At 57.4% G+C, this 15319-nt stretch carries 7 protein-coding genes; 4 read left to right on the top strand and 3 right to left on the bottom strand.

Going from position 1 to position 15319, the window contains the following annotated elements; genetic code table 11:
• Window positions 1-9: 9 nt before the first annotated feature.
• On the bottom strand, window positions 10-351 hold the full coding sequence (locus tag DUD43_RS11310) for a Na+/H+ antiporter subunit C (protein WP_153230372.1): 342 nt from the start codon (window positions 349-351) through the stop codon (window positions 10-12).
• Entirely contained in the window at window positions 351-3278 is a 2928-nt protein-coding gene (locus DUD43_RS11305; RefSeq protein WP_153230371.1) for a monovalent cation/H+ antiporter subunit A, read from the bottom strand. The genes DUD43_RS11310 and DUD43_RS11305 overlap by 1 nt, the downstream gene beginning before the upstream one ends.
• A 196-nt stretch (window positions 3279-3474) precedes the next feature.
• On the opposite strand from DUD43_RS11305, the gene hemN reads away from it, so the two are divergent.
• Window positions 3475-4896, top strand: coding sequence for an oxygen-independent coproporphyrinogen III oxidase (hemN, locus tag DUD43_RS11300; protein ID WP_153230370.1), 1422 nt, complete (start codon window positions 3475-3477; stop codon window positions 4894-4896).
• A 122-nt stretch (window positions 4897-5018) separates the two neighbouring features.
• A complete protein-coding gene (locus tag DUD43_RS11295) occupies window positions 5019-6167 on the top strand; it encodes an NAD(P)H-dependent flavin oxidoreductase (protein ID WP_153230369.1) in 1149 nt (382 codons plus the stop codon).
• Window positions 6168-6309: 142 nt separating this feature from the next.
• Here the strand turns inward: DUD43_RS11295 and DUD43_RS11290 are convergent, their stop codons facing one another.
• The gene (locus tag DUD43_RS11290) at window positions 6310-6846 is read right to left on the bottom strand and encodes a hypothetical protein (protein ID WP_153230368.1); all 537 of its coding nucleotides are present in this window, start codon (window positions 6844-6846) and stop codon (window positions 6310-6312) included.
• A 343-nt stretch (window positions 6847-7189) separates the two neighbouring features.
• On the opposite strand from DUD43_RS11290, the gene DUD43_RS11285 reads away from it, so the two are divergent.
• Window positions 7190-13099 (top strand): alpha-2-macroglobulin family protein, encoded by a 5910-nt coding sequence (locus DUD43_RS11285; RefSeq protein WP_153230367.1) that lies wholly within the window; start codon window positions 7190-7192, stop codon window positions 13097-13099.
• Complete coding sequence (gene pbpC / locus DUD43_RS11280; RefSeq protein ID WP_153230366.1) at window positions 13083-15245, top strand: penicillin-binding protein 1C; 2163 nt, start codon at window positions 13083-13085, stop codon at window positions 15243-15245. Before DUD43_RS11285 ends, pbpC begins: the two co-directional genes overlap by 17 nt.
• The last annotated feature ends 74 nt before the right edge of the window (window positions 15246-15319 follow it).

The raw sequence follows: 15319 nt of genomic DNA, 5'->3' as shown, positions 1-15319 counted from the left end.
TGAGTAGACTCACAGATCGTCTTCCTCGCGGCCATCAACGTGGTCAGTACCGCTCAGGCCGCGATTGGCCAGAATGACAACCAGAAACAAGGCGGTGGTGGCAAAGCCAATCACAATCGCCGTCAGCACCAGTGCCTGCGGCAGGGGGTCCGCGTAGCTGGCCCCCAGTTCGCTGGTATTAATAACGGGGGCAGCACTGATTTTGAGTCTACCCATACTGAAAATGAACAGGTTCACGGCATACGAGACCAAGGCCAGTCCCATGATGACCTGAAAGGTACGCGGGCGCAGCAGGAGCCAGACGCCCGAGCCCGCCAGCACACCAATCGCAATTGAAAGCACGATTTCCATTATTTATTCTCCATCCCGGATGCAGCGTTCGAGGCGGATTGCAGCGACGGCAGTTTGCGATAAAAACGTAGGGACTGGTGGGCCAGCGCGACCAGAATCAGGATGGTGGAACCAATCACCAGCATGAACACGCCAATGTCAAAGATCAGCGCGCTGGAGGTATGCACGTCGCCAACCAGGGGCAGGTGCAGATCCCAGCTTTGGGCGGATAGGAAGGGCTTGTTGAAGGCCCAGACCAGCATGGCGGCCACACCGGCGGTCAGCAGGCCCAAGCCAATCCAGGTTTGAGGTTGAATCAGTGGGCGGGACTCCATCCATACCACGCCGCTAACCATGTACTGCAAGATAATGCCGGTTGCCATGATCAGGCCACCCACAAAACCACCGCCGGGCAGGTTGTGCCCACGCAACAGGAAGTACAAGGCGATCAGCGTGGAGATAGGCAGCAGCAGGCGCAGCAAGACGGCTGGAATCTGCATGATGCCTTCTGGCAGCGGGGTCTTGGGATCGGGTTCCACAAAGACGGCTTCGCGGCTGTCCTTGACGTTCTGGCGGCGGGCCAAAGGCTGGGCAATGGCTTCGATCGGTGGACGGAAGCGTCGCAGCAGCGCGAAGACGGTCAGGGCCACAATGCCCAGCACCACGATTTCACCAAAGGTATCAAAACCGCGGAAGTCCACCAGAATCACGTTCACCACGTTTGCACCACCGCCCAAAGGCAGGGCCTTCTCAATAAAGAAGGGCGAGATGCCGCTGGGGTGAGGGCGCGTCATCATGGCGTAGGCCAGGGCGGCAATACCGGAACCGGCCAGAATGGCAATAATCAGGTCCCGACTGCGGCGGAACAAGGCACGGCCACCATTTTCCTGGCTGCCCGGCATATCGCTGACACGTTGTGGCAGCCAGCGCAGGCCCAGCAAAATCAGTACTACCGTGACCACTTCCACGGCCAGCTGGGTCAGCGCCAGGTCAGGGGCCGACAGCCAGGCAAAGGTCAGGCTGGTAACCAGACCTGCGCCGCCGGACAGCAGCAAGGAAGCTGGACGGTGGAACTTGGCTTGGCGGGCAGCACCAATCGCGCAGGCAATCCCCACGGCCCACATCAGGGCAAAGAAGGGGTCAATCGGTGTGGAAATAATGGATTTGAACCAGTTGCCACGGGCCAGGGGCAGGGCAGCCACACAGATGGTTGCCACAATAATCAGCAAGGTCTGACGTTGCAGGCGTGGCGAGTACAGCTTGCCCACCGCCCAGTTCGCTGCCACTTCCAGATACTCCATGGCCAGCTCAAAGAAGCGTCGGCCATCGGCGCGGGTCAGCAAAGGCGTGCGGCCCTGGCGGTTCTTGTAGAAGCGGTTGATGATCAGAACGAAGATCACACCCATGCCCGTTGCGACCAGACTCATGATCAGGGGCAGGTTGAAACCGTGCCAGACGGCCAGGTCGTACTGAGGCATTTCGGCACCCAGAATTGCACTGGCAGCCGTGTGCAGGAAGGGCCCAAAGGTCAGGCTGGGAATAACCCCGACCAACAAGCAGGTCAGCACCAGAATCGCGCTGGGGATCAGCATGCGACGAGGCGGCTCATGCGGCTCGCGCGGCAGGTCCTTGGCGACGGGGCCAAAGAATACCTGGGCAATAAAGCGCAAGGAATAGGCCACACTGAAGGAACCCGCAATCACGGCCACTACGGGCAGGGCGTATTCCCAGGTGTTGCCGTTGCTGGCCAGAATGGTCTCGGCAAAGAACATTTCCTTGGAGATAAAGCCATTCAATAGCGGTACACCGGCCATGGCGGCGGCTGCAACGGTAGCTAAAGTGGCGGTCAAGGGCATGGCGTGACGCAAACCGGAAAGTCGGTTCAGGTTACGGGTGCCGGTTTCGTGGTCCACGATACCGGCGGCCATGAACAGGGAGGCCTTGAAGGTGGCGTGGTTCATCATGTGAAACAGCGCCGCGACCAGAGCCAGCGGGCTGTTCAGGCCCAGCAGCAAGGTAATCAGACCCAGGTGACTGATGGTGGAGTAGGCCAGTACGCCCTTCATGTCGCGCTGGAACATGGCCACGTAAGCGCCCAGCGTCAGGGAACACAGGCCAGCGCCACCAATAATGACGGCCCATTCCGTGGTGCCCGACAGGGCAGGCCATAGGCGTGCCAACAGGAATACCCCGGCCTTGACCATGGTGGCTGAGTGCAAATAGGCCGACACAGGAGTCGGGGCGGCCATGGCGTGAGGCAGCCAGATATGGAAGGGGAACTGCGCGCTCTTGGTAAGTGCCCCCAGGGCAATCAGGATCAGCATCCCGGTGTACCAGGGGTGATTGCGAATCTGCTCGCCCGATTCCAGGACGACGCTCAGGTCATAGCTGCCCGCGGCCTGGCCCAGCATGAGTACGCCCGCCAGCAAACAGAAACCCCCGGTCCCTGTGATGATCAGCGACATGCGCGCACCACGGCGTGCGTCCATGCGGTGATACCAATAGGCAATCAGCATGAAGGAGGACAGACTGGTCAGTTCCCAGAACACGACCAGCTGAATCAGGTTGCCCGACAGCACCACCCCCAGCATCGAGCCCATGAAGGCTTGCAGAAAGGAGAAAAAGCGTCGGACCGGATCCTGAGCGGACAGATAATAGTGCGCATAAAGGGCAATCAAGGCCCCCATGGCGGTAATGATGATACTGAAAAGCCAGGCATAGCCGTCCATGCGCAGCTTGAAGGTCAAGCCATGGGCGGGTATCCAGGAGCGTGACGACTCCAGCACCTCTCCGCGAGCAATGTCCGGATAGGCGTAGAGAGTGAGTAAGGCGCAGGTGACGGCGACAGCGCCTGCAAGAGATGCCTGGAGTTTGCGAGAGTTCGCGGGCATCAGGGAAGATAGCAAGCTACCGATGAACGGCAGTGCTAGGATCACGAGCAAATACATCTGACTCCAACAGGCGGTAATTTAGGCGGCTAGCGCTTAATAATACGATATATGAAGCTAATTTCAGCCCAACTGCGATAAAAAAAGCGTTTTTTTAGTTCTTGCGGCCTTGATGCAGGTCAAGCGCATGCCTGCGGTTTTCTCTGACAATAAATGCTTGACTAGAAGAAACAGGTCTTTTGCAGGAGGACCCTTTATGCCGCAAACCTTGGAAGCATCGGATGCCAGCGCCCCGACCGCGCCGGATATCGAAATCTCTGAAGCCCTGATCCGGCGCTTTGATCGTTCTGGACCACGCTATACCTCCTATCCCACTGCAGACCGTTTTTTTCAGGACTTTCCTGCTCAGCCTTATATTCACGAATTATCGCGGCGCGCCTTAAGCAGCAGTAATCCGCCTTTATCGGTTTACCTGCATATTCCGTTTTGCCAGTCGCTTTGCTACTTCTGTGCCTGCAACAAGATCATTACGCAGGATCGCAGCAAGAGCGAGCAGTACCTGGATTACCTGCTGCGCGAAATTGATATGGTCACCCAATATATGGGTGAAGACCGGCGCACTGAACAACTGCATTTGGGCGGCGGCTCGCCCACTTTCCTGGACAACGAACAATTGGCTCGCCTGATGGCCAAGCTCAAGGAGCAGTTCGCGTTCACGGACGATGCCGAACTGGGCATCGAGATCGACCCTCGTACCTTGGCGGAAGGCACGCTCCAGAACTTGGCGGCTCTGGGCTTTAACCGTACCAGCTTTGGGGTGCAGGATTTTGACCCCAATGTGCAAAAAGCGATCAACCGTATTCAGCCCTTCGAAATGGTCAAACGCGCCATCGAAGAAAGCCGGGCTGCCGGTTTCCAGTCCATCAACACGGACCTGATTTATGGCCTGCCTTTGCAGACCCTGGAAAGCTTTGCCATCACCATTGATTCGCTGGTGCAGCTGCGGCCAGATCGGATTGCTCTCTATAACTACGCGCACTTGCCTACGCGCTTCAAGGCTCAGCGTTTAATCAACGAAGAAGAGCTGCCCGATGCCGACCAGCGTCTGCAGCTGTTCCTGATGTCTTCGCAGCGTCTGCTGGATGCAGGCTATGTCTATATCGGCCTGGACCACTTTGCCTTGCCAACCGACGAGCTGAATCTGGCCCGTCTGGACGGCAGCCTGCACCGCAACTTCCAGGGCTACACCACCCGCGCAGCCTGTGATCTGGTTTCCTTTGGCGTGTCGTCTATTGGTCAGGTGGGCACCATGCATGTGCAAAATGCCCGCAGCCTGCGCAATTACTACGCCGATATAGACCAGGGGCGTTTGCCTATCGAGCGGGGTATTGTGATGCAGCAAGACGATCGTCTGCGGGCGGAAGTCATCATGCATTTGATGTGCAGTATGCCAGTGCCTATTTTGCGTCTGGAAGCGCGTTACGGCATTGATTTTGCCAGTTACTTCTCTGCCGAGCTGCAAGAGCTCAACAGCTATGCCGACGCCGGCTTGCTGACTGTCGATGCCCAATCCATCCAGGTTCTGCCCAAAGGCCGTTTGTTTGTGCGCGCCTACAGCATGGTGTTCGACAAGTACTTGAGCCAGGAAAGCGGTGCCCGCTATTCCCGCCTGATTTAACACAGTGGCCGTCCTTGCAGACGGCCACGATTCTATTGCCCTGTTTCTGGTCCCGACGTGGCCGGCAGGTTCTTGCATCAACCTAAGGTATTAACATCGTGCTAAAGACGGATTTACGTCTCATGTCCCTGAAGGGAAAACTGCTTTTGCCTATTGTTCAAGGCGGCATGGGAGTCGGTATTTCGGCGTCCCGGCTGGCCGGTACTGTGGCCGCATTGGGCGGGCTGGGGACGATCTCCAGCGTGGATTTACGGCGCCATCACGAAGACCTGATGGACAGCACCCAGGGTGATGTCGAAAAAGGCGTGGTCGATGCAGCCAATTTGCAGGCCCTGGACCGCGAAATCAATCGCGCCCGAGAGCGTTCGGGTGGCAACGGCGGCATCGCCGTCAATATCATGAAGGCCGTCTCGCAGTATCCGGAGTACGTGCGTCAGTCGTGCGAAAGCGGAGCAGATGCTGTGGTGGTAGGCGCTGGTCTGCCGCTGGATTTGCCCGAGCTGGTTCAGGACCATCCCAAAGTTGCCCTGATTCCTATCTTGTCGGATGTGCGCGGCGTCACCTTGCTGGTGAAAAAATGGCTGCGTCGCAAGCGCTTGCCCGATGCGGTCGTTCTGGAAAATCCCCGTTTTGCCGCAGGCCACCTGGGGGCTGCCGACGACCAGTCCTTGAACAAACCTGAATATGCTTTCCAGCGCGTGCTGGAAGGGTGCCGTGCCTTGTTCCGCGAGCTGGGCCTGGAGGCCGAGCGAATTCCCTTGATCGCCGCAGGCGGGATTCATCGTCCTGAACAGCTGCGTCAATTAATTGATTGGGGTGCGGATGGCGTGCAAATGGGTACGGCTTTTGCTGTCACCGAAGAAGGCGATGCGCACGAGAATTTCAAGCGTGTGTTGCTGGATGCCGAGCCCAAGGACATCGTGACCTTTATGAGCGTGGCTGGCCTGCCTGCCCGTGCCGTGCGTACGCCTTGGCTGGATGCTTACTTGCACAAAGAGCAAAAGCTGCAATCGGTGGCGCGTGAGCGTGCTTGCACGGAAGGCTTTGATTGTCTGGCGCATTGCGGCTTGCGCGATGGCGTACAGCGTCATGGTCAGTTCTGCATTGACCGTCAACTGGCCTATGCCTTGAAAGGGGACGTGCAGCGGGGTCTGTTCTTCCGCAGTTCCGAAGCCTTGCCCTTTGGTAAAGCCATGAAATCGGTGCGTGAGCTGATGGACTATATGTTGAATGGCCGTAGCAAAACGCCGGGTGTGGTTCCAGCGGGCTAACACCTTGGTCAGGGCGAAGTGATAGGGCGATGGCCCGTCGCTTCGTCAAGCCTTACCGGCTTGTTCGGTCTCGTTAGCTGATTGAGCGTACTCAGAGAGTGATCTTCACCAGACTCAAGGGAAGGTCAAAGAGATCAAGGGCTTAGCCCTTGATTTCGCGTATCAGGCCTTCCTCGCCGCCATCAATGGTGTGCACTGCTTCCTGCCTTTGTGTTTCCAGTGCCAGTCGTCGGGCAATTTCATAGCATTCTTCAATATGCTGATTGCCGACTTTGCGCAGCACCACAAAGCTGATGGAAGCAGAAATGGCGCTGCCTATCAAAGGCACATATTTGGCGCCGTATTTCCCTGCCAGTTTCTTCGCCCCCAGCCGCACCAGAATATTGACCACGCGATCTGTGGTCAGCACGCGGCCCACCATACCCAGACCCATACTGGTGCCACCCACGACCACCAGCTTTTTCAGCTCCGGACTCAGGGCATCCACATCGTTGGCCGTTAGTCCAAAGCGCGCATTGATGATGGGGATGACCTTCATCAGAATTGCCACGTCCGTACCCACATCCACACCGGGTATGGGCACCACGGCCGCAGCCGCCGACAGCAGAGCGCGCCGACTGATCAGTTTGCGACATTCCTCGCGGGTTTTATCCAGTTCCTGCAGTGTCATCGTGCTCATGTGTCTGTCCTGAAATCAAGGCGGATTGATCGTGCAAGCCTTAACACATATGGGGCAACTACCGTACTTTTCCAGTGACTGCCTGGGCAATTATGTTTCTTATCGTAGTTGATGCCGCCAGTTTGGGGAAAAAAGCAGGGTATTGGTCGCATTTGAAATTTTTGCTTTCAAATGCCATGAAAGCTTCTACAAACCAGTGCGGCGGACATTTAAACCCCGGTGTCTTTTTCTGTTGCACTTGGTGGCATTCTTTATGCACTTTCGGAGCGCTTCAGACACGCTCAGAGGGGCTGATTTCCATTAAACTGGCGCCGAAAATAGCACATTCCATAGGGGAAGAACGATGCATCGCCAGTCTTTGCTGGGTTTGATGTTCTTGCTGGGCGTCAGTAGCGCCCAAGCCATTACGATAAGCAGTTTCTCGCCTCAAGGGGCGACATCTGATTTGCGGGATGTCAAAGTCACCTTTGCCACGCCTGCGGTTCATTTTGGGGATTCGCAACTGCCTGCGCCCGTTCAGGTGCAGTGTGATGATCCCGCGGTCGTTGGTCAGGGCCGTTGGCTCGATTCGCGTCGCTGGATTTATGAATTCGACGAGCGTCCAGGGCCAGGTTTGAGTTGTACCGCTCTGGTGTCCAAAAGTTTTCGCAGCATAAATAATGAAGCGATTAGCGGACCAGCTCAATATCGTTTTAATTCCGGCGGCGCCATTCTGGAAAGCAACCGTCCGTATTACAACATTATTGATGAAGACCAGGTATTTCTATTCAACTTCAATGCGCCTGTTAATACCGCCTCTTTGGTCAAGAACGGCTATTGCCGGGTAGAGGGTATTGGCGAGCGTATTGGCCTGAAAGCCATTGAGGGTGCCGAACGCGATGCCATGGTGCGCGCCGAGTTCTATGTGGACGAGGTAGACGAGCGTTACCAGGCTGTACAGTGCGCGCGTCCCTTGCCAGCAGATGCCACCGTGTCGGTGGTGCTGGAACCGGGCATCATGACCCAGATCGAAAATCGTAAGGGTGTTCCTAATACGGACCGCTATACCTACGATTACAACGTGCGCCCCGAATTTACGGCCTCGCTCTCTTGCATGCGCGAGCGCGCAGAAGCGCCTTGCACGCCAGTTGGCAGCTTCGGTGTTCAGTTCTCCGCTCCCGTCGCTTACGAGTACATCCGTCAGATCCGTTTGGAAGCCGGCAAGCAAGTCTGGGAACCCAAGTCTGATAGCGATGAGGCCTGGCAAGATCGTGGCCCCAGTCAGTACGTACGTTTCGAGGGCCCGTTCCCTGAAAACGCGAAGCTGACGGTCAAGATTCCGGACAATCTGACTGACGACGCGGGCCGCCGCTTGAAGAACCCGCAAGTTCTGAGCAACGGCATGAGCACCACGAACTACCCACCGCTGGTGAAGTTTGCGGTTGAGCCTTTCGGGATTGTGGAGCGTTTCGGCCATGCCGACCGCGACGGTTCGGACGATTCCGATCCGCCAGCCATTGGTTTGAACCTGCGTAATGTCGAGCCTAATCTGACGACCGAGCAAATGCTGGTGTCGGCAGGTGAGGTGGGGGCTTTTGCCGTCAAGGACGATAAAGAAGTCCTGGCCTGGTACTCCCGTCTGCGTCAGCTGAATTACTCCTGGAGAGTGAGTGCCGAGCAGTTGCGCGACATGATGGACCCTGGCTTCCGCATCACCGCTCCTGTTGATGAATACGGTCAACTGGACTTGCGTGGTCAGCCTTTGCTGATCGGCAAAGAGGTCAAGAAGCTGGAACTGCCCGGCATGAATCAAAAAGACGAGCGTCCTTTTGAGCTGATTGGCGTGCCGCTGAAAGAGCCCGGTTTCCATGTGCTGGAAGTGGCGTCCCCACGTCTGGGTGCTTCCTTGCTGGAATCGGCAGGCACCATGTATGTGCGTAGCTCCGTGCTGGTGACTAACCTGGGCGTGCACATCAAGAAAGGGGGCGATGACTTGCTGGTTTGGGTCACCACCCTGGATGATGCCAAAGTGGTGCCCGGTGCCAAGATCCGTGTCATGAACTGCCGTGGCGAAGAGCTGGTGCAGGGTGAAACGGATAAGGACGGGATGTTCCACCATCCGCAAGCCGTAGATGGCCCCGATTACTGCCAGGACACCGGCTTGTCTGGTTTGTTCGTGACAGCGCGTATCGACAAGAACAACGCCATGGCTCGCGGTAAAGATGATTTCAGCTTCGCCTTGAGCGAGTGGAATTCGGGTATCGAGCCTTGGCGCTTTAACGTTCCTTACAACTGGGGCGGTCGTGATGACCCAGTGGCCCACACAGTCATGGATCGTAGTCTGTTCCGTGCTGGTGAAGTGGTGCACATGAAGCACTACGTGCGTGAACGTGTGCGCGATGGCTTCAAGGCTCCCGATCGTTATCCCGATGCCATGATTGTCGAGCATGATGGCAGCGGCAAGCGCATTGAACTGCCCTTGAAGTGGCAGAAGACAGCCGCTGGCAGCGTGTTTGCGCTGACCGACTGGAAGATCCCCAAGGATGCCGAGCTGGGCGTGTACCGCTTGCGTACAGAAGGTGAAAACCAGTACTTCAGCTTTGGCGAATTCCGCGTTGAACAGTTCAAGTTGCCTGTTCTGGGCGGCAGCATCAAGCTGGGTGATGGTGAGGATCGTCCTTACCTGGTCAAGCCTAAAGAGCTGCAGGCTGATTTGCAGTTGCAATACCTGTCCGGTGGTCCTGCTGACTTCCTGCCAGTGCAGTTGTCGGCTGTGGTGCGCAGCCAGTGGCCTTCCTTCAGTGCTTATGACGACTACACTTTTGCACCTCCCGAGAAAACCGAGCAGTCTGATGCTTCGGACTCCCGTGTTTTCCTGAACAAGAAGCGCTTCCAGCTGGATGCACAAGGTGGTTTGCGTGCCAAGCTGGATGATCTGCCTGCGGTGGACCGTCCTTCCGAATTCCTGGTGGAAGCTACTTTTGCCGATCCGAATGGTGAAATTCAAACCCTGACCCAAACCGTGTCTGTATGGCCTGCCGATGTCGTGGCTGGTCTGCGTGCGGGTAGCTGGTTGGCAGCCGGTTCGTCCACCAAGCTCTCCGCTATTGCGGTGAGCCCGGACGGCAAGCCACTGAAAAACGTGCCTGTGCGTATTGAGGCGGCCAATGTGCAACGCTTCTCCATCCGCAAGCGTATGGTGGGTGGCTTCTACAGCTACGACAATCAGGAGCAGCGCGAAGACCTGGGCACGATCTGCGAGGGTCGCAGTGATGATCAAGGTCTGGTGCAGTGTGATGTGAAACTGGAGAAGGGCGGTCAGGTCGAGCTGCGTGCCATTGCACGTGATGGCGAAGGCCGTGAGTCCGTTGCTGCCAGCACCGTCTGGGTCAGTGGTTCCGGTTACCTGTGGTTCGGTGGCCAGAACGATGACCGTATCGACGTGATTCCTGCGAAAAAGACCTGGGCTCCTGGCGAGAAAGCCGAGTTTCAGGTGCGCATGCCTTTCCGCGAAGCCACGGCCCTGGTGTCGGTGGAACGTGAAGGTGTCTTGCAGGCTCAAGTCGTTCAACTGGAAGGCGACAGCCCTAACGTCAGCGTGGAGATCAAGCCTGAATGGGGTCCGAACGTTTACGTGTCCGTGCTGGTTCTGCGTGGCCGTCTGCGTGAAGTGCCTTGGTACTCCTTCTTTAGCTGGGGCTGGAGTCAGCCTCTGAACTGGTACAAGGCCTACTCGGAAGGCGGTGGCGAATTTGTAGCCCCGACCACCACCGTGGACTTGTCCAAGCCCAGCTACCGTTTTGGTCTGGCCAGCATTGAAGTCAGCAGCCAGCAAGATGCGCTGGATGTGAAGGTGACGACAGACCGCAGCCAGTACGCGATTCGCGAACAGGCCAAAGTTGATATTCAGGTTCTCAAGTCCGATGGCACACCAGCCGCTGGTGCGTCCGTGGCCTTGGCCGCTGTGGATCAGGCCTTGCTGGAACTGAGCCCGAACAATAGCTGGAACCTGCTCAACGCCATGCGTGCCTTGCGCGGCTACAACGTGCAGACCGCAACGGCGCAGTCTGAAATCGTGGGTCGTCGTCACTATGGTCGCAAGGCCGTAGCGGCCGGTGGTGGCGGTGGCAAGAGCCCCACTCGTGAACTGCTGGATACCTTGCTGCTGTGGAAGGGTAATGTGGAGCTGGATGCACAAGGTCGCGCAACCGTGACCGTGCCGCTGAAAGACTCCCTGACCCAATACCGCATCGTGGCCGTGGCTGATCTGGCGGGCGACCGCTTTGGTAGTGGTTCGGCCCAGATCGTCACGACGCAAGACCTGCAAATTATTTCCGGTTTGCCAGCCATTGCTCGTGAGGGTGATGACTATCAGGCCCAGGTGACGCTGCGTAACAGCAGCCCACGTGCCATGACCGTGAAGGTGCACGCGCAGTACCGTGGTAAAGGCTTGCCTTCGGCAGACTTGCCAGAGCAAACCGTTGAGCTGGCCTCCGGCTCGGCCAAAGTTGTTTCGTGGCCCATGTCGGTTCCACGCTCCAGCGGTTCGGCCGATTCGCACCAGATGGAGTGGACGGTTGATGCACAAGAAGTTCAGCAGTCCGGTGCGACGGGCAAAGCTGCCAAAGACAGCCTGGCGATCAAGCAGGAAGTCTTTACCGCAACTCCCGTTAGCGTTCAGCAGGGAACCCTGGTTGCTGTAGGCATTGATGAGCCACTGAACATGTCGGTGCAAGTACCGGCCGGTGCCTTGAAGAATGAACAAGGCGTGGTTCAAGGCGGTCTGCAAATGCTGTTCCGTTCCTCCCTGGGTGGCGGTATGGAAGGGGTGCGAGCCTGGTTTGAACGCTATCCTTACAGCTGCTTTGAACAGCAAGCCTCGCGTTACATGGGCCTGCGTTCCGAAGAGGCTTGGGCTGGCCTGATGCAGCGCATTCCTTCTTATATAGACCAGAATGGTTTGCTGCGTTACTTCCCAAGCAGCTACGGCTGGGGTAGCCGCGTGCTGACCAGCTACATCCTGGACATCAGCTATATGGCTGAATCCATTGGTCTGAACTTCCCCATCCCGGATGGCTTCCGCAACGAGATGCTGCAGGCCCTGGAAAACGTGGTGAATGGTCGCATGACGAATCTGCACACGGTTTCTCGTCAGGATCGGGATATCGAGGTGATTCGTGCGACGGCCGTGCTGGCCAAGTACGACCGTGCACGCGTCAACATGCTGGATTCGGTGGAACTGAACCTGCAAAGCTGGCCTACTGAAATCCTGCTGGCCTGGGTGGATCTGACTCAGCGCTTGCCAGGCATCAAGAAAGCCGAGCAGACACGTAAAGAAGCCATGAATCTGATCCAGGCTCGTCTGGTCAGCCGTGGCACCCGTCTGGTCTTTGGCGAGGACACGCTTAACGGCAGCCCATGGGCCATGACCAGCCGCGTGACCAATCAGGCTCGCCTGATGTTCCTGGCCAATGAGATGTCGGACTGGGCCGAGGATATGCCTCGTCTGGCCCAAGGTCTGTTGGCCGAGCAGCAACGTGGCGCATGGCGCATGACCACGGAAAACCTTTTGGGTAGCCTGGCCATTGAACAGTTCAGCCGTCATCACGAACAGAGCCCTAGCGGCCAGTCCATGGTGATTCTGGGTTCGGAAAGTGCCCAGGTGGTGGATTGGGACATGCTCAAGCCTGACGGTCAGGGTGTGCGTTCTTCCAAGATTGACGTGCCTTGGCGCAGCGATCAGGCCGATAACCTGAGCGTTGAGCAAATGGGCGACGGCAAGGCCTGGATTGAAGTTCGTTCCCTGGCAGCCGTGCCCGTGACCAAGCCTATTGCTGCTGGCTTGAGCATGGAGCGTCATATCGAAGCTGTGGAGCAGGCCAAACCAGGCGTATGGAGTCGTGGTGACATCATGCGCGTGAAGATCAAGGTCAAGGCTCAAGGTCAGGCAAGCTGGGTAGTTGTGTCGGATCCGATTCCTGCCGGTGCCACGATTCTGGGCAGCGGCCTGGGTCGTGACTCCGCCATGGCAACTGCCGGTGAAGAGCAATCCGGTCACTGGCCCAGCTTTGTTGAACGCCGCTTTGATGGCTACCGTGCTTACTACGAGCGCTTTGAAGAAGGCACCACCGAAGTCAGCTACACGGTGCGTCTGAATACAGTGGGTCAGTTCGTGCTGCCAGCCAGCCGCGCTGAAGCCCTGTACGAGCCCGATGTGTTTGCCGTCTGGCCTAACGAGCAAGTTCTGGAAGTTGTGGATGCACCAGCCAATTAAAGCGGGATTGCTGGTGTTGGGACTGGCCCTGTGGGCCAGTCCCGGGCAGGCCATGCCCAGCTACAAGGAAGTTCGGCAAGCATACCGATCTTCCGATGTACAGGTCCTGGATCGCCAGGGCCAGCTTGTCCAGCGGGTCCGTCTGGACTTTCGTCAACGGCGCGGCGATTGGGTCGCGCTGGAGCAAATTTCTCCGGCTTTGCAAATGGCGGTCTTGATGTCTGAAGACCGCCGTTTTGAATCCCACGGTGGGGTGGACTGGTTGTCAGTCGGCTCCGCCGCCTGGGATGGTTTGTTTGCCGGACGTAGTCGCGGTGCTTCCACCATTACCATGCAGTTGGCCGGTCTGATGGATCAGGATCTGGTTGGTGGTCGTGGTGGGCGCTCGGTCTGGCAAAAGCTGGACCAGGTGGTGGCTGCCCAATCGCTGGAAGATACCTGGACCAAGCCGGAAATTCTGGAAGCCTATCTGAATCAGGTGGCTTTCCGGGGTGAGCTGGTCGGGGTGGACGCGATGGCACGCACCTTGTTTCAAAAGCAGGCCGCCGCGCTGGATGCGCGCGAGTCTGCCATTGCCGCGGTTCTCTTGCGCGGCCCCAATGCCTCGGCCCTGATGGTTGAGCGCCGGGCGTGTACGACCCTGCAGGAAATGGGACGCGCCCAACAATGTCGAGAATTAAGTACTCTGGTGCCGGTGGCCTTGCGCCGGGCCGGACAAGCCCCCTTGGGGCAGACTCAACTGGCACCGCATTTTGCCCGTTGGGTTCTGGATCAGAATCCCGAAATCAAAGCCGGTGACAGTGTCCGTACGACTCTGGACACACGCCTGCAAACACAAGTGCAAGCCAGTATGCGGCGACACTTGCTGGACCTGCGCACCGCGCGCGTGCAGGATTCCGCGGTGGTGGTGCTGGATAATCACAGCGGACAGGTCCTGGCCTATGTGGGCTCCAGTGGCGATCTGTCCGAGGCGGCCGAGGTGGACCATGCCCGCTCCTTGCGGCAAGCCGGTTCCACGCTCAAGCCTTTCCTTTATGAAATGGCGATTGAAAAGCGCCTGTTGACCGCTGCGTCCTTGCTGGAAGATTCCCCGCTGAATCTGTCCACCGGCAATGGTCTGTATATCCCGCAAAACTACGACAAGCAGTTTATAGGCTGGGTCAGTGCGCGCAATGCCCTGGCTTCTTCCCTGAACATTCCGGCTGTGCGTGTGCTGACCATGCTGGGGCCTGCCAATCTGGTGGATCGCCTGCGTGCGCTGGGCCTGAATCTGCGTCAGGATGGTGATTTCTATGGCTATAGCCTGGCCCTGGGTAGCGCGGATGTCACCTTGCTGGAACTGACCAATGCTTACCGTGCGCTGGCCAATCTGGGTCAGACGCAAGCCGTGCAAACACGTATGGATCAGCAAGCCGCTTCCTTTCATTCTGTGATGGATGAGGGTGCCAGCTGGATCGTGGGCGATATGTTGTCGGACCGTCAGGCTCGGGTGCTGACCTTTGGTCTGGATAGTGCCTTGAGCACGCCATTCTGGAGTGCCGTTAAAACCGGGACCAGTAAGGACATGCGTGACAACTGGGCCCTGGGTTGGACGGAGCACTATACCGTTGGCGTTTGGGTAGGCAATAGTGCCGGTCAAAGTATGCAAGATGTATCAGGCGTCAGTGGTGCGGCACCGATCTGGCATGAAGTGATTTCGCTCTTGAACCAGCGTCGTCCGGGTCGTCAAACGGTCAGACCCGCACAGGTGCAGGTACGCCAGATTGAGTTTGTGCCTGCCATGGAACCCAGCCGTGAAGAGTTTTTTGTCGAGGGCACGCAGACTGATCGTGTGGAATTAAGTGATGGAAATCTGGCCTATGCCGGCCCGGCCCGTATCCGCGAGCCAGTGAATGGCACCATTTTCGCGCTGGACCCGGATATTCCACCGCAAAACCAGCAACTGCGATTGCTGGCCCAAGGACAGATTACCGAGCCCTTGGTGTGGTGGGTGCAGGGAGTAGAAGCAGGAAAGGGGGCGCAGCTGCGAATTCCATTAGTACCGGGCACGCTGCGCATTGAATTGAAAACCGAACAAGGTCGCTTAATGGATCAAGTCAGCGTACAAATTAGGGGTGCGCAAATGACAAGCTTTAACAAAGATTAACCGCTTGCACTTTTACATGACTGATACACTGCTATCCTTATTGATTCTTCGTAAAGAGAGGGGGGAACTTCACT

The organism is Alcaligenes faecalis, assembly GCF_009497775.1.
In the GTDB taxonomy this organism is placed as follows: Bacteria; Pseudomonadota; Gammaproteobacteria; order Burkholderiales; family Burkholderiaceae_B; genus Alcaligenes; species Alcaligenes faecalis_D.
The sequence above is the reverse complement of the archived record's forward strand: the minus strand, read 5'-3'. Positions and strand labels throughout refer to the sequence as shown.